Below are 15,153 nucleotides of genomic sequence, written 5' to 3'. Positions count from 1 at the left end.
GTAATGATTTTTGATTATTTAGCGTACAGATGAAAAAGTTTAGCAATACCTTTCCATTCTCCATTAATTTTGATCAATGAATGGAAATAGGTGAAATCTTCATCTGCAGCATCATGCCTCATTTCAACTTAGACAATTGCTGTAGTGGGTGTTTTGTATTTTGATATTTGGTGCTGAGCCAAATTTCTATTTTGTTACCTGATAAATTTTACTAATGATTTTCCAGTCGCTACCGTCTTTTACCAATGTAAACATATCTGCATATTTGTCAGGTCCAAATTGCGATTCAATTCTCACTATTGCAGCATCACCTTCTACATCCAAAGTAGTGAGTTTATAACTCGCTTCCATTGGCTCTAAAGCCGAAAATCCATCGATTAGTACTTGGATAGGAACACTCTTCAATTCTCCATTTTCTGACCATGACATCGTTGCAGTTGACGAAAATGCTGGTTTTGCAATATTACCGTCGCCTTTTCTTCCTGCTTCAACATATAAATCTATTGCTTTCAGGATGCCATTTTTTTGTTCTTGATTGTTTTGCATAACTTCTTTTTTATTATTTTGATTAATACTATTTTGACATGAAATTAATAAGCTTCCAAAAGTTAAGGCTGATAGTAATAATACTGTTGGTACTGAGGGAAACACTTTTTTTGCTATATTTCTACTATTTTCTCGTAATCCATTAATTTTTACGTCTGCAGAGTGAGAGATAGTGCCTTTTTGGTCGTTATTGTTTTGCATAATCATCTTGTTTAATTTGTTATTATTGAGACTAATACACTGCTTATTAATGACAGAATTATTAAGCTCTTTTTCTATAACAAAGGTACAATGACGAGAATTTGATGGTTTTTCTAATTAGCTCAAAGATTTTGTCTAATTAGTCCTTTTTGAGAATTGAAAATAGTGAAATACAATATGGAAGTTGCCGTAACAGGATTTAGCTATAAGGTTTTTTTAATTGCTAAATTAAAACTGTTTGGAAAACTGTGACTCAAATAATTGAATACTTGAATTTTATCGAAGTTGATTTAGTGCTACATCAATCGGAGTATCGCCGTCGTGCATCAAAATGACCTTGCCAAAAGTTAAATCATTCTCTAAAATTGAATCAAGGGTATCCACCACATTAGCAATGGAGTTAGATCCGGGGTTGGTGACATTAATTTCTATTTTTCCAGTGCCAGATTCTTCTTTTAGCGCTCCGGGTTGCAAAATTGTGTAATCGAGTTGGGTTTGAGTAGTAAGATAGAGGTCAGCATAATGCTTGGCAATATTATAATCTGTTAAGTTACTTAGGAAAGATTCTTTCCAGTGTTCCGGTTGTAGAGCAAAAACAGAACTTAGCATTATATAACGTTTAACTCCGGCTTTCTCTGCGGCTTGCATCGTTTTTATCGCTCCATGTAAATCAATCTGTAAAAGGTTTTTTCCTCTCGATCCGGAAACAAAATAAACGGCATCAAGGCTGTTCATACTTTTTGAAATGGCATCAACATCGCTAAGCAAATCAATATAAACATGCTCAATATTATCCGAATTATTTTCTGGCTTTGGATTTCTTGAACCAGCTAAAACCTGATGTTTAGCAGCTAATTTATTAACTAAAAGGGACCCAACTCTACCATTTCCTCCGATCACTAATATTTTCATAAGTTTATATTTTGATAACCTAATGCCGAAAGATACTTGGTGCCTGTCCATGAAATTCTTTGTATATCCTTGAAAAGTGAGATATATTTTCAAATCCTAAAGTGTAACCAATCTCTGAAACAGACATCATTGTGGTTTCCAGCATTTCTTTTGCTTTTTCCAATCTCTTTTCTCTTATCCATGTTGCAGGTGCAATATTGTAGATATTTTGAAAATCTCTTTTAAAACTTGACAAACTTCTACCAGAGAGGTATGCCAATTCTGAAACCGATACCGGAGATGCATAATGCTGTTCAACCACGTTGCGGATATCAGTCCTTACAGGCTCATGTAACTGAAGAATCTGTAAAAACATATTTCGATTGCATTCTGCAACATCATACAATAATTCCATGATTTTTATACGAAGCTGTCCAGGATGAACCACAGAATCATCAAAAAAATATGGCTTTAAAGATTGAGCAAATGCAACCAGACATTCGTTCATGGGATAAACGCCTGTTTTTATCTCTCCTTCAGGTTTTGATATTTTAATTTCTGAGGTAGACAAGAATGATTTCAGGAGATCATCTTTTATGCTGAACATTAAACTGTCATAAATATTATCATTTTCAGCATTTCCGAATTTATGATATTTTACAGCGGTTGCTTTTTTCAGCAAAATCATATCGTTCTTACCAAGTGTATATTCCTGTTTTCCATAATTAAGAATTACCGAACCTTCGAGGACGATGAGAAGTAAATGCTGTTCGAGGTACATTATTCCTTTAACTTCTGTACTGTGTATGCACTGCTCAATTACAGAGCAACCATCCAACATTAGGAAATTCTGTGGTGCATCGCAACCAATCAATGAAGTTGGAACTTTAATCATTTTTTTCATTTACATAGTTTTTTATGTAATACGACATTAAACAATCGACAGGGCCTGATTAATATGAATTATATTGTATCGATTACAATGCAAATCTATAATTATTTTAAACGCGTACATGTTCTTTTAAGTTCAAATATTTATACTAAATAGTCCATGTTGAACTTATCTCGTGAGATAATTATGGTTTAGATATATTTCTCCCTCTCAAATTACGTGCATTTTAAATGCAAAAGTACTCCCTTTCACATCTTCCAAATTTTTCATTCAATTATAATCTGCTCAAGGTGACCTAATCAAAAATCACCTTAATTTTTGACACCCTAATTAAATGAGAATTTTCCTCTGCAGATCCTCAATTATAGGCTCAATAAGCAATTAAGAGAGATTTAAGTGTTCAAATATTCCTTTTAAATAGCCTTAGCTCCGCCATCTGCTTTGGCATTCTCCATTTAAGTTCTGAGATCAATGTTGCCAAAAATATCATCCCGCCACCAATCAATAGTCTGGATGTAATTTCTTCTCCCAAAATAAAGTGTGCTGCAAAAGCACCAAAAATGGGTTCAAAAAGATAGATGATAGATACCCTTTCGGCGCTAATGTACTTTTGAGAAATATTAGATATGGTGTACATATATGCCGTTGAAAATAATGCGCAAAAAACAATACCAATCCAAAATGTTTCTTGCTGGGGGATCCAGGTGAGGTTTCCCTGAATAAAGGTTAATAGGAAAGTTAATATGGTACAAGTGGCAAACATGGGCACAATGGTAGGAATAATATCGCCCGCCATCGATTCCTTTTCAATCTGGATGAGATATATGGCAAAGCAAAAAGCGCCAATAATGGTATATAAATCGCCGGTTCCAATGCTAAATTGATCAGTAATCGATATTACAAACAGGCCAATTAGCGCCGTGAATGCGGCAATCCATATTTTTAGGGCTGCAGATTTTCGATAAATAAAAAGTTTAATTACCGGGATCATTACAACCGTTATTCCTGCCACAAATGAACATTGTGATGCCGATGTGTGGGTGATGCCCAGTGTTTGTAAATAAATGCCCAATACCAGCGGAATAGCCAAACTGGCGCCAGTTTTAATTGCTGTTGAATCTAATTTCTTCACCTGTTTCCAGAAAATAACCGATAAAACCATTGTAGCGAGTAAAAAGCGGTAGAATAAAAACAGAACTGGCTGATGCTGGCCAATAGCAAGCTTGGTCACTGAAAAGGAAATTCCCCAGAAAGCAGTACCGAGTATCAATAAAATTAAAAAGAGATTTCTTCTTTCCATCAGGATACTTTTAATTCTTTTTCGTTAACCAATACTTTTTTCATCATCAAATCTGTTTGCTCATCATCGCCAAGCCAGAACTTATGTTTATCGAAAGCTATAAAACCATTTTTTTCGTAGAACTTTAAAGCCCTGTAGTTTTCTTCCCATACACCTAGCCACACATAACTCGCTTGTATTTCATGGGCGAGGTCAATGGCTTTTTGGTAAAGTAGCTGACCAACTTTTTTGCCATAAAATGCTTTCAGGAGGTAAATCCGCTCAATTTCAAGTGCATCAAGATTTAGTTTTTCGGTTTGTGCCTGCCCAACGTTTATTTTTAAATAGCCAATCACTTTTCCATCAAGCAGTGCAAAATAAAATTGGGAAGCTGCATTACGGAGCTCCGCTTTCAGTTTTTCTTCTGAAAAGCCGTTTTCGAGGTACTCTTTCATGTTTTCCTCACTATTTACAGCTGCAAAAGCTTCAGAAAATGTTGTTCTCCCGATCTCCTGTAATTTTTTGAGATCTGCTATTGTTGCCCTTTCGATTGTGATATGCTCCATGGCACGAATGTAGCAACTCTTTAAATGTGATAAAATGCTATTTTTTCATTTATTAATGCGTATTTTGCATTAATGGATCTTCAGCGAATCAAGTATTTTCTGGCCCTGTCAGAACAGCTTCATTATTGGAAAACGGCAGAAAAGGTAAATATCACGCAATCTGCCCTTAGTCGCCAGATTCAGTCGCTCGAAAATGAATTGGGTTTGCAGCTCTTTGAGCGTAATAAACGTAATGTGAAGCTCACTCCAGCGGGGAAATTTTTAAAAGAAAAGTGGGAAGTAGAGCTAAATGAACTTGAGTATATCCATCAGTTTGCCAAGCAGATCCATTTAGGCGAACGCGGAACAATTACCATTGCACATCCCGATTCCATATCAGCTTCTATCATGCCCGATATTTTGGCGAAGATTACGCAGGCATTTCCACAGCTTCAAATTAAATTGGTGCAGGTTTTATATGAAAATCAGCTTGATTTTCTAAAAAATTATAAGATTGATCTGGCCATTACCAGGGATATTACCAGCGAGCAAGGCATTAAATCGAAAAAAATATATTCCGATCACCTGGCTTTGGTGGTTCCATTAGATCATGCTTTCAAAAGCTTCGAAGATTTATCTAAGGAAAGCCTTAGCGCGCAAAAATTTATCCTACCCACTAAGGATGAGGGTAGTAGCTATAGCGAGATTATTCAGGCACTTTTCAAATCTTATGATTTAGTTCCGGATGTATTCCTGCATTCAGAGTTTGGATCAACAATTATTGCACTCGTGCGGAAAGGATTGGGAATAGCCATTCTGCCCGATTCTTATATGCATCACCAAAGTCCTGGGTTGCGGTTTATCCCACTGCCTTTTAAAACCGATATATTGATCAATTGGCGGGCCGATGATCATAATCCGGTATTATCGAATATTTTAAGCCTTGTTTTCGACTGTTAAATTCCGAAAGTGTAAAACGTGTAAAGGTCTCATCTATAAGCTAAACCTGTGTGAGTCATCAATTTATTAAGTCGAATCTTAATTTTCGCATCTATCTCTTATTCGCATTAATTTTCTTCGCTTTTTAGTAAAATAATCAAAACCTATTGGCAAAAACTAGGGTTGTATGATCACTACAGAACATATAATCCTTATCTATGAAAACAAAAGAAACTGGCAGCGATCCTAAATTCGCTACAAAAACCACATCGGGAGAATCTCCAGCTTTAAATGCGCTCTTCAAAGATTCGATAGCAGATTTATATTGGGCAGAAAACCATTTGGTTAAATCGCTCCCAAAAATGATTTCGGCTGCTACAGCTCCGGAGTTAAAAAATGCCATCGAATCGCATCTTGCAGAGACCAAGGGACATGTTTCCAGGCTTGAGCAGGTTTTTGAACTTTTGGGAGAAAAGGCTATTGCAAAGAAATGCGATGCAATGGAAGGATTGACTAAAGAAGCCGAGGGGATTGTAGAAGAAACAGCGCCTGGAACTTCAACTCGAGATGTTGGAATTATTCTGGCCTCGCAAAAGGTAGAACATTATGAAATTGCCAGCTATGGTGGTTTACATCGGTTGGCTACCAGTTTGGGCCTAACGGATATTGCTGATATTCTGGAACAAACGCTTGCTGAAGAAAAACTGGCCGATAGCAAACTAACCGATATTGCTGAGAACGAAATTAATTATAAAGCTGCCAAAGAGGCTTAAAGGGAAATTAATTATGGCTAAGAAAACACCTGAAAAGAAAAGTATACCTGCTCAGCAGGAAAATGATAAAACGACTAAACTGGAATCTTTTGTTGCCGATTCGACTGGCGAATTTTTGACGACCAATCATGGTCTTCGAATTAACGATGACCAGAACTCTCTTAAAGCAGGAGAAAGGGGAGCAACACTATTGGAGGATTTTATCCTAAGGGAAAAGATTACCCATTTCGATCATGAACGTATTCCTGAACGTATTGTTCATGCACGTGGTTCCGCTGCACATGGTGTGTTTAAAGTTTATGAAGACATGTCGGAGCTTACCAGGGCTGCATTTTTATGCGATCCTGGTGCAGAAACCCCTGTTTTTGTCCGCTTTTCTACAGTTGCAGGTTCTCGTGGCTCTAGTGATCTGGCGCGGGATGTACGTGGTTTTGCCGTAAAATTTTATACCCAGGAGGGAAATTTTGATCTTGTTGGCAATAACATGCCTGTGTTTTTTATTCAAGATGCAGTTAAATTTCCCGATTTAGTGCATGCGGTAAAACCCGAGCCCGACAATGAAATGCCTCAGGCGGCATCGGCGCACGATACTTTTTGGGATTTTATTTCCCAGATGCCAGAATCATCGCACATGATTATGTGGGCTATGAGCGATCGTGCATTACCGAGAAGCTACCGAATGATGGAAGGATTTGGTGTGCACACCTTTAGGTTTGTGAATGCCAAGGGGGTTGCCAGTTTTGTAAAGTTTCATTGGAAGCCGCTTTTGGGCGTGCATTCGGTGGCATGGGACGAAGCACAGAACATTTCGGGCAAAGATCCCGATTTTCACCGTCGCGACCTTTGGGATGCGATTGAAGCAGGGGCTTTCCCAGAATGGGAGCTGGGTGTGCAGATTGTTCCCGAATCGGATGAATTTAAGTTCGAATTCGATCTTCTGGATCCAACTAAACTGATCCCCGAAGAATTGGTTCCTGTGCAACGGATTGGTAAAATGATACTCAACAGAAACCCCGATAACTTTTTTGCTGAAACTGAACAAGTGGCTTTTCATGTGGGGCATGTAGTACCCGGAATCGATTTTACCAACGATCCATTATTGCAGGGCAGGTTATTTTCTTATACAGATACGCAGCTGATCCGTTTGGGTGGACCTAATTTTCATGAAATACCGATTAACAGGCCAGTTGTTCCTGTACATAATAACCAGCGCGATGGACACATGCGCCAAACCATTAACAGAGGAAAAACCAGCTACGGACCCAATGCTATTGCAGCGAACGACCCTCAGCAGGCCAAAGTAGCAGATGGTGGTTTTGTCAGTTATAATGAGCGTATTGATGCTAAAAAAATCAGGGCCAGGAGCAGAAGCTTCTTTGATCACTTTTCTCAGGCACGCTTATTTTTTAACTCGCAGAGCGATCCGGAAAAGAACCATATTATTGATGCCTTAAGCTTTGAACTGGGGAAGGTTAAAGCCATCGAAATCCGTGAGCGTATGCTTGCCGTACTTGCTCAAATTGATAAAGGCCTGGCTACAGAAGTAGCTTATGCATTGGGATTACACATTCCGGAAATTCCATTGGCAGAATTGAATAACAGTATTCCGGCTGACGGGGAAAGGGCTGATTATGCTTCTACCAACCCAGAAAGCAGTTTGGCAAAATCGGATGCCCTTAGCATGGCGGGAACGATAAAAGATACCATAAAAACCAGAAAAATTGCCATTTTAGCCGCTGACGGGGTAGAGGAGAAATCGCTAAGTAAAGTAAAAGACACATTGGTTGCCGAAGGTGCAGTGGTGCATATTATTGCGCCAAAATTGGGCGAAATCATTTCAAAAGGTGATAAAAAGATTACGGTTGATGAAAGTTTTCTTACAGCCGCATCGGTTCTTTACGATGCTGTTTATGTTCCTGGCGGAGTAAACTCGGTAGCAACATTAGAGGCCGAAGCCAATGCCATCCACTTTTTAAATGAAGCCTTTAAGCACTGCAAGGCAATTGCGGCTGATGAAGGTGCCCTTCAAGTATTAGAATCTACCTATTTCTTTAAAAAACTTACTGCAGAATATACAGAAGAAACAGTATTGCGAGAAGGTGTTATTGTTTCTGCAGATGTTAATTTGCTAACCGATACTTTTGTGAAAATGATTGCCATGCACCGTTTCTGGGAACGTGAAAATCCCAGGAAAATACCTGCATAATACAATAGTTAATAAGTGAAAGCCCTAAAAAAGCTTTCACTTTTATCTGAAATAACATGGAAGAAAAAAATGATTTTTTAGATACTGTACCTGCGCAACATTCGGGCAGCCAGATGGATGCCGTAGAAAAACGCAAGGTTAATACCGAGTCGGAAGCTTTAGCGCTTTTTGAATCTGCATGTTTAAGGCTGCTCTCGGTAAACGATTGGGGTAATTACGCCGGAATATCTGCTTTTCAGTTAATAGATTCTCGTGGTGTCCGTGCAGAAAGAAAGGCAGCCGTAAATGATTATATTCGCATTGATATTCCTGGCCCTGGTACCCACATTGGGATGGGTTATGATTGGGTTAGCATTGAAGATATTGTACAGGTTAATGATGAAAAAACACAGCTACTTTCGATGACGGTGAGGCCTTGCGCACATCCCGTTTCTAAAACAGATGAGATAGCACATTTTTTCAAAAGTGAAGCTACTTCAACTTTTATGATCAAACGTATTGGGCTTTGTGTTTCTGCCGAAGAACATGGGCGCAATGAAATCCCCAATACTAGTGATGGCAGTTTTTATGATAAAAGCAGGAACTTTATGGTGGGGCTTGCGGCTAAACTTGGTCTTTCATATCCTCAATGGAAAAATCTGGTTAATGGGCTTTTGAAAGATTAGCTGATGCACTATACTTCTGCAACAGTTCAACGCCCGTTTCATTGCCCTGTAATGCTGCAAGATCTAAAGCATTTTGACCTTTAACATCTACAATTCCGGCATCAGCACCGCTCTCCAAAAGGATTTGTAGTACATCATTTCGGCCAAACATGGCTGCAAACATGAGTGCAGTGCCACCATTCCCATGCTGGAGATTAAGTGCTGCACCACTTTCGATCAGTAATTTAGCAATAGCTACATAACCTTTAAATGATACCCCCATCAAGGCTGTATTTCCGCCATAATCGGCAGCATTAAGGCCAGCTCCTGCTTCAATTAAAAGTTTTGCTGCTTCCAGTTGATTATTATAGCAGGCAATAATTAAAGGAGTATATCCTTTTTCATCCTGATGATTGATATTCACACCCCTACGAATCAGTTCCTTTAATACCTCGATTTCGCCTTTTCTGGCTGCGGGGATAATAAGTTCTACCATGTTCTCCATGGCTATACAACATAGGTAGATTAAAAAGGTTTCGGTATTTAATTATTAAATTGCAGTATATAATTTACATATTTTAAGCAAAAAAAGCATTCAGTTTAAATAACTTTGTTTTTTAATGAAAAGAATCGGGAAATCGATTTACCTTGTTTTAAACCAAATAATTTAAAATGCTTTTAATTATTCTCAACATTATTTTTTGCATCTCGTTTTTAGGCTTTGCCTATGTAAATTTAAATGATAACGATGCTTTTCTTTGGGTGTCTATCTACTTAAGCGCTGCAATTTGCTGCGGATTGGCTGCTGCAGGTAAAATTTACCCTTTCGCTTATCTGTTTTTAACTGCTTTCTATTTAATTTATGCTGTTATCCTGTTCTTTGCTAAAGATGGTGTACGAGATTGGATGATGAAATATAAGCGACCAAGTCTGGTTGAAAGTATGCAGGCAACAAAACCTTATATCGAACAAACCAGGGAGTTTTTTGGCCTATTGATTATTGCAGGGGCATTGTTAATCAATTATTTTGTTTCGGCGGGTATCACCAGCTAATTGATTAACCAGATACTTTATGAAACGTGATGATACGATGGCTATCCAGAAAGCTTTATTATCTATTGTAAAAAGCAATGTAAGTGCAGATAGCCAGAACTGGTTGGAGAGTATAATAGAATCGGCTGATCAAAGCAATAAGATTAGTCAGGCATTTGTGATGGTGCCGCGTAAAACAGGGAAATCGATTATTCAACTTAACAATGATCAAAAGGTTTTATTGGAAGAGGCTGGGATCAGCTATATCAGTAACTGGACCATCGATAGGCTTTGCCGCGTTTGGCTGTTAAACACTTTAAATTCAGAAGATCGGGAGAAACTTTACGCAACCGTTGAGCGCTTATTTCTTTCCGCAGAAATGAATGAGGCGGTGGCCTTGTATTCGGCATTGCCATTTTTAGCTCATCCTGAAATTTGGGTAAAACGTTGTGCTGAAGGGATCAGGAGCAATATCGGGTCCGTTTTGGAAGCGATTATAGAAAACAATCCTTATCCTTCAGAAAATTTAGATGCCGCCGCCTGGAACCAATTGGTGCTAAAAGCTTTTTTTACCGAAAAAAATATCAAGCTCATCGTTGGTTTAGATAAACGAGCCAACCTGGAACTTGCCTTAACTTTGATCGATTATGCAAAAGAACGCTGGGCTGCCGGACGAAAGGTACACCCACAGCTTTGGCGTTTGGTTGGTAAATTTATCAATGCAGAAATTTTTGAGCATCTTAAAGTTGGTTTGCAGCATTACGACCAGATTGAACAACGCGCCATTGCACTTGCTGTTTCTCAGTCCGATTATCAACCGGCAAAAGATTATATTAACACTTTTCCTGAACTTAAGTTGGCCCGCTCAGCAGGGAACTTAAACTGGGATTCATTTTAACCATTAGAAATTCAAAACAGAAATATATGTGTTGCAGTAGTTCAATTGAAAGAGATAAAGCATTGATGGGGGAGCCTGAAGCGTTCGATATCAGTGCTGTAAAGGGAATGAAATTCTTCGACCCACATGTTCACATGACATCGAGAACAACAGACGATTACCAGGCGATGGCTGATGCGGGAGTTGTTGCTTTGATAGAACCTGCATTTTGGCTGGGGCAGCCGCGTACCGGATTGGATAGCTTTAGAGATTACTATAGTAGTCTGATTGGTTGGGAGCGTTTCCGTTCTTCGCAGTTTGGCATTAAACATTATTGCACCATTGGCTTAAACTCGAGGGAGGCCAATAACGAAAGCCTGGCAGAACAGGTAATGGAAATATTGCCTTTGTTTATTTATAAAGAAGGTGTAGTGGGAATAGGGGAAATCGGTTTTGATGACCAGACTGCAGCTGAAGAAAAATATTACAGATTACAACTTCAGCTTGCTAAAGAAGCAGGCTTGCCTGTACAGGTGCATACGCCACACCGCGATAAGAAAAAAGGTACACAACGCAGTATGGATATTGCTTTGGAGCACGGCCTTGATCCGTATAGTATAATTATTGATCACAATAACGAAGAGACTGTAAAAGAGGTATTGGATAGAGGCTTTTGGGCTGCTTTTACCATTTATCCGTTTACCAAGATGGGTAACGAGCGCATGGTAGAAATTGTAAAACAATATGGCCCAGAGCGTATTATGGTAAATTCTGCTGCCGATTGGGGCATCAGCGATCCTTTGGCGGTACCAAAAACCGCTGCTTTAATGAAAATGCGTGGTTTAAGCGATCAGGATATTGAACTGGTTACTTACCGCAATGCGATTACTGCATTTGCACAGAGCGGACAAATTGATGAAGCCGATTTCAATGCGCAAAAAAATGTAGACCTCACTGAAAAATTTGAAGGTAACACCATTTTGCGTGGCGGACAGCAGCCAAGAACAGATAAATCGTCTATAATCATCAGCTAGAGTATTGAAAAAAATAATTGTCTACCTGCGCATGATGCGCCCTGCCAATATTGTTACTTCAGTAGCCGATATTTTAGCGGGAATTGCCATTTCTGGCGTTTTAAGCAGTGGATTTTCCATTCCATGGTTATCGATTGTATTTTTGGCTACATCAACAGCCTGTTTATATGGAGGAGGAATCGTTTATAACGATGTTTTTGATGCCGATCTGGATAAAATAGAACGTCCGGAGCGGGCCATTCCGAGTGGTTTGATCAGTTTACAAAATGCAACCATTTTAGGAAGTCTGTTGCTCTTTGCCGGAATTGCTTTGGCGGCGCTAAATAGTTTAACATCGGGATTATTGGCCCTTTTGGTGGCCGTTTTCGCTTTGCTTTATAATAAATTTGGTAAACACCATTCTTTTTTCGGACCATTGAATATGGGCTTATGCCGAGGGTTTAACTTGCTGCTGGGTTTGAGTATTTTGCCAGAAATGCTTTGCAGCCATTATTATTTGGCCATTATTCCTGTAGTTTATATTTTCTCCATCACCATGACCAGCCGAGGTGAAGTTCACGGAGGTCATGCTAAAAACTTATACATCGCAGCTTTTTTATATACAATTGTGATCTGCGCGATTGCTTATTTTGCTTTTGTAAACGATAGGTTGCTGTGGTCGCTATTGTTTCTGGTTCCTTTTACCTTTATGATTTTCAGGCCACTTTTAAAAGCAATAAAGCAGCCCATCGGTAAAAATATCGGCGGGGCAGTAAAAGCTGGTGTAATTTCACTTATTTTGATGGATGCGGCCTGGGCCGTAACTTTCGATGCCTTGATTTTGGCTTTTATAATTGCAGCTTTATTGCCATTATCCATGTGGCTCTCTAAATTATTCGCCGTTACTTAACCATCAAACACACATTACCAAATTGATATGGAACATTTACATCAATCCTTCACGGTACAATATAATTATAATGTTTTCTTTACCTCATCACTCTTTTTGCCTGAAAACGAACTGTTGAACAGTTTTTTAGTTAACCTAAATCCGGCTGTTGCAGTAAAGAAGATCTTATTTGTAATAGATGAGGGGGTAGCAAATGCACACAAAGAGCTTAATAACCAGATTAAAGCATACTTTGCAAAATACCCTCAAACGCAGTTAGTTCAGGATCTTCTGATCATCCCTGGAGGAGAACAGGTTAAAAACGACACTAAATATTTTGATCAGGTATTGGAAGCCATCAATATTCATGGTATCGACAGGCATTCGTTTGTTGCGGCCATTGGTGGTGGCGCTGTACTCGATATGGTGGGCTATGCGGCTACGGTCGCGCACCGCGGTATCAAACATATCAGGATTCCGAGTACCGTACTTTCGCAAAATGATTCGGGCGTCGGGGTAAAAAACGGAATTAATTATTTCAATAAAAAGAACTTTTTAGGCACTTTTTCACCTCCAGTTGCTGTTTTTAACGATGAAGTATTTTTAAGCACTTTATCCGATCGCGATTGGCGTTCAGGTATTGCCGAAGCGATTAAGGTGGCACTGATTAAAGACCGTGAATTTTTTGAATGGTTAGAAGCGAATGCTACTGCACTTGCACAACGAGATATCACAGCCATGAACTACCAGATCTGGAAATGCGCAAAACTCCATCTGGAGCATATCCGCAGTGCCGATCCTTTCGAAAACGGTTCGGCCCGCCCATTGGATTTTGGTCATTGGAGTGCCCATAAACTCGAATACCTGACCAATTTTGAAGTGAGGCATGGCGAGGCTGTTGCCATGGGTATTGCTTTAGATGCCGTATATTCCAACTTATCGGGCAGGATTAGTGCCGATGATGCACAAAGGGTAATCACTCTGATCCAGCAACTTGGTTTCGAATTAACACATCCCTTGTTACAGGTTACCGAAGGTAATAGCCCAATTTTGCAGGGGCTGGAAGAATTTAGGGAGCATCTTGGTGGCGAACTCACCATTACTTTGCTTACGGGCCTGGGTAGTGGAGAGGAAGTTCATGAAATTGATGCGAATATTTTAAAACAAGCTGCCGAAATTTTAAATAACCAAACCGCTATTATTCAACATTAAGCTATGAAATTAACTTCCGGACATTTAACCTTCTGTACCAATATTTATGCAGGCGAAAACTGGATGGCACATTTTGCCGTGTTGAAAGATAGCTTTCCGATATTAAAAGCCCAACTGTCGCCCAATGCGCTTATGGGCATTGGTTTACGCCTTTCCAATCTCGCCAGTATCGAATTGCTGGAAGAAAATCACCTGGAAACATTTAAACAATGGCTTAAGCGCGAAGGTGGATATGTTTTTACCATGAACGGATTTCCCTATGGCGGTTTTCATCATACCAGGGTTAAAGATCAGGTACATGCACCCGATTGGACGACAAGAGATCGCGTTGACTATACACTCCGTTTAGCGGAAATTCTTTCGCTATTACTCCCAGAAGATATAGATGGTGGCATTTCGACTTCGCCACTGAGCTATAAACCTTGGTTTAAGAATACTATAGAAAAGGAAAGAGCTACAGTTACTGCAAGCATACATGTTTTGGAAGTTGCTGAAGGTTTAGCAAAAATCTATAAGCAAACAGATAAAATCATCCACCTCGATATTGAACCAGAACCAGATGGTTTTCTCGAATCTGGTCCGGAATTTATCAACTGGTTTGAAAATGAACTTTTACCAACAGGAAAAACATATTTGGCGGAGCGATCGGGCTTAAATGCTACTAAAGCAGAAAATCTGATCAAGATGCACATTCGTTTGTGTTATGATGTTTGTCATTTTGCAATCGGTTATGAACCACATACCGCCATCATTAATGAGCTGCAGGAGAAAGGCATTAAAATTGGGAAAATCCAAATCAGTGCGGCATTGAAAGCAAAATTACCGGCATCAGTTTCAGAGAGAACAGCCGTATTAGATCAGCTGGGCCGCTTTGATGAGCCTACTTATCTCCACCAGGTAATAGCCAGAAAAAATGATGGCAGTTTGGTCCGCTATCCTGATCTTAATGATGCCTTGGCAGAAGGAGAAGACCTAACAGTAGCCGAATGGCGCGCACATTTCCACGTACCCATTTTTGTTGAAGATATGGGTTTGATCCAATCTACGCAGTCAGACATTGCCGAGGTGCTAAACTTGCAGAAAAACAGCCCCTTTACTTCGCATTTAGAAGTAGAAACCTATACCTGGGAAGTTTTGCCAGCAGCTTTAAAAGCGCCTTTAAATGATTCAATCATTAGGGAACTAGCTTGGGTTAAAAATTTATTATAAATAAG

16 protein-coding genes are annotated in these 15,153 nt (G+C 39.3%); 10 read left to right on the top strand and 6 right to left on the bottom strand.

The window, feature by feature from the left end:
- Positions 1–186: 186 nt before the first annotated feature.
- The 5 genes from EZ456_RS14495 to EZ456_RS14475 form a co-directional block, all read right to left on the bottom strand.
- Positions 187–747, bottom strand: coding sequence for a nuclear transport factor 2 family protein (locus EZ456_RS14495; protein WP_165501327.1), 561 nt, complete (start codon positions 745–747; stop codon positions 187–189).
- A 276-nt stretch (positions 748–1,023) separates the two neighbouring features.
- A complete protein-coding gene (locus EZ456_RS14490; RefSeq protein WP_131531259.1) occupies positions 1,024–1,659 on the bottom strand; it encodes an SDR family oxidoreductase in 636 nt (211 codons plus the stop codon).
- 19 nt (positions 1,660–1,678) lie between these two features.
- Positions 1,679–2,542 (bottom strand): AraC family transcriptional regulator, encoded by an 864-nt coding sequence (locus EZ456_RS14485; RefSeq protein WP_131531257.1) that lies wholly within the window; start codon positions 2,540–2,542, stop codon positions 1,679–1,681.
- Positions 2,543–2,930: 388 nt separating this feature from the next.
- Positions 2,931–3,830, bottom strand: coding sequence for a DMT family transporter (locus EZ456_RS14480; RefSeq protein WP_131531255.1), 900 nt, complete (start codon positions 3,828–3,830; stop codon positions 2,931–2,933).
- The gene (locus EZ456_RS14475; protein ID WP_131531253.1) at positions 3,830–4,375 is read right to left on the bottom strand and encodes a GNAT family N-acetyltransferase; all 546 of its coding nucleotides are present in this window, start codon (positions 4,373–4,375) and stop codon (positions 3,830–3,832) included. Before EZ456_RS14475 ends, EZ456_RS14480 begins: the two co-directional genes overlap by 1 nt.
- A 72-nt stretch (positions 4,376–4,447) precedes the next feature.
- Here EZ456_RS14475 and EZ456_RS14470 point away from each other — a divergent pair, with 72 nt between their 5' ends.
- The 4 genes from EZ456_RS14470 to EZ456_RS14455 all read left to right on the top strand — a co-directional run bounded on the left by EZ456_RS14470 (position 4,448) and on the right by EZ456_RS14455 (position 8,937).
- On the top strand, positions 4,448–5,314 hold the full coding sequence (locus tag EZ456_RS14470) for a LysR family transcriptional regulator (RefSeq protein ID WP_131531251.1): 867 nt from the start codon (positions 4,448–4,450) through the stop codon (positions 5,312–5,314).
- Positions 5,315–5,511: 197 nt separating this feature from the next.
- On the top strand, positions 5,512–6,066 hold the full coding sequence (locus EZ456_RS14465; protein ID WP_131531249.1) for a YciE/YciF ferroxidase family protein: 555 nt from the start codon (positions 5,512–5,514) through the stop codon (positions 6,064–6,066).
- A gap of 13 nt (positions 6,067–6,079) precedes the next feature.
- Complete coding sequence (locus EZ456_RS14460) at positions 6,080–8,272, top strand: catalase (protein ID WP_131531247.1); 2,193 nt, start codon at positions 6,080–6,082, stop codon at positions 8,270–8,272.
- 56 nt (positions 8,273–8,328) lie between these two features.
- Positions 8,329–8,937 (top strand): hypothetical protein, encoded by a 609-nt coding sequence (locus EZ456_RS14455; RefSeq protein WP_131531245.1) that lies wholly within the window; start codon positions 8,329–8,331, stop codon positions 8,935–8,937.
- Here EZ456_RS14455 and EZ456_RS14450 read toward each other — a convergent pair.
- Positions 8,915–9,421: an ankyrin repeat domain-containing protein gene (locus tag EZ456_RS14450; RefSeq protein ID WP_131531243.1), complete on the bottom strand. Its 507-nt coding sequence runs from the start codon at positions 9,419–9,421 to the stop codon at positions 8,915–8,917. The genes EZ456_RS14455 and EZ456_RS14450 overlap by 23 nt on opposite strands.
- Before the next feature lie 167 nt (positions 9,422–9,588).
- Between EZ456_RS14450 and EZ456_RS14445 the strand changes: the two genes are divergently transcribed.
- Genes EZ456_RS14445 through eboE form a run of 6 tightly spaced genes read left to right on the top strand, consistent with a single transcriptional unit; the run spans position 9,589 to position 15,148 of the window.
- The gene (locus tag EZ456_RS14445) at positions 9,589–9,969 is read left to right on the top strand and encodes a transmembrane 220 family protein (RefSeq protein WP_131531241.1); all 381 of its coding nucleotides are present in this window, start codon (positions 9,589–9,591) and stop codon (positions 9,967–9,969) included.
- 19 nt (positions 9,970–9,988) lie between these two features.
- Positions 9,989–10,846: an EboA domain-containing protein gene (locus EZ456_RS14440; RefSeq protein ID WP_131531239.1), complete on the top strand. Its 858-nt coding sequence runs from the start codon at positions 9,989–9,991 to the stop codon at positions 10,844–10,846.
- Positions 10,847–10,872: 26 nt separating this feature from the next.
- The gene (locus EZ456_RS14435; RefSeq protein ID WP_131531238.1) at positions 10,873–11,859 is read left to right on the top strand and encodes a TatD family hydrolase; all 987 of its coding nucleotides are present in this window, start codon (positions 10,873–10,875) and stop codon (positions 11,857–11,859) included.
- A gap of 4 nt (positions 11,860–11,863) precedes the next feature.
- Entirely contained in the window at positions 11,864–12,748 is an 885-nt protein-coding gene (gene eboC / locus EZ456_RS14430; RefSeq protein ID WP_225876550.1) for a UbiA-like protein EboC, read from the top strand.
- A 27-nt stretch (positions 12,749–12,775) separates the two neighbouring features.
- Positions 12,776–13,939 carry a 3-dehydroquinate synthase gene (locus EZ456_RS14425; protein WP_131531236.1) on the top strand — a complete coding sequence of 388 codons (1,164 nt, stop codon included), beginning with the start codon at positions 12,776–12,778 and terminating at the stop codon, positions 13,937–13,939.
- Positions 13,940–13,942: 3 nt separating this feature from the next.
- Positions 13,943–15,148 carry a metabolite traffic protein EboE gene (gene eboE, locus EZ456_RS14420; protein WP_131531235.1) on the top strand — a complete coding sequence of 402 codons (1,206 nt, stop codon included), beginning with the start codon at positions 13,943–13,945 and terminating at the stop codon, positions 15,146–15,148.
- Positions 15,149–15,153 lie beyond the last annotated feature (5 nt).

Source organism: Pedobacter psychrodurus, from assembly GCF_004331735.1.
Classification (GTDB): domain Bacteria; phylum Bacteroidota; class Bacteroidia; order Sphingobacteriales; family Sphingobacteriaceae; genus Pedobacter; species Pedobacter psychrodurus.
This window is presented reverse-complemented; position numbering and strand designations above follow the sequence as displayed.

Excerpts from the sequence above, each read along its gene's own strand:
- EZ456_RS14495 (WP_165501327.1), bottom strand. The coding sequence starts at position 747 with ATGCAAAACAATAACGACCAAAAAGGCACTATCTCTCACTCTGCAGAC.
- EZ456_RS14490 (WP_131531259.1), bottom strand. The coding sequence starts at position 1,659 with ATGAAAATATTAGTGATCGGAGGAAATGGTAGAGTTGGGTCCCTTTTA.
- EZ456_RS14485 (WP_131531257.1), bottom strand. The coding sequence starts at position 2,542 with ATGAAAAAAATGATTAAAGTTCCAACTTCATTGATTGGTTGCGATGCA.
- EZ456_RS14480 (WP_131531255.1), bottom strand. The coding sequence starts at position 3,830 with ATGGAAAGAAGAAATCTCTTTTTAATTTTATTGATACTCGGTACTGCT.
- EZ456_RS14475 (WP_131531253.1), bottom strand. The coding sequence starts at position 4,375 with ATGGAGCATATCACAATCGAAAGGGCAACAATAGCAGATCTCAAAAAA.
- EZ456_RS14470 (WP_131531251.1), top strand. The coding sequence starts at position 4,448 with ATGGATCTTCAGCGAATCAAGTATTTTCTGGCCCTGTCAGAACAGCTT.
- EZ456_RS14465 (WP_131531249.1), top strand. The coding sequence starts at position 5,512 with ATGAAAACAAAAGAAACTGGCAGCGATCCTAAATTCGCTACAAAAACC.
- EZ456_RS14460 (WP_131531247.1), top strand. The coding sequence starts at position 6,080 with ATGGCTAAGAAAACACCTGAAAAGAAAAGTATACCTGCTCAGCAGGAA.
- EZ456_RS14455 (WP_131531245.1), top strand. The coding sequence starts at position 8,329 with ATGGAAGAAAAAAATGATTTTTTAGATACTGTACCTGCGCAACATTCG.
- EZ456_RS14450 (WP_131531243.1), bottom strand. The coding sequence starts at position 9,421 with ATGGAGAACATGGTAGAACTTATTATCCCCGCAGCCAGAAAAGGCGAA.
- EZ456_RS14445 (WP_131531241.1), top strand. The coding sequence starts at position 9,589 with ATGCTTTTAATTATTCTCAACATTATTTTTTGCATCTCGTTTTTAGGC.
- EZ456_RS14440 (WP_131531239.1), top strand. The coding sequence starts at position 9,989 with ATGAAACGTGATGATACGATGGCTATCCAGAAAGCTTTATTATCTATT.
- EZ456_RS14435 (WP_131531238.1), top strand. The coding sequence starts at position 10,873 with ATGTGTTGCAGTAGTTCAATTGAAAGAGATAAAGCATTGATGGGGGAG.
- EZ456_RS14425 (WP_131531236.1), top strand. The coding sequence starts at position 12,776 with ATGGAACATTTACATCAATCCTTCACGGTACAATATAATTATAATGTT.
- eboE (WP_131531235.1), top strand. The coding sequence starts at position 13,943 with ATGAAATTAACTTCCGGACATTTAACCTTCTGTACCAATATTTATGCA.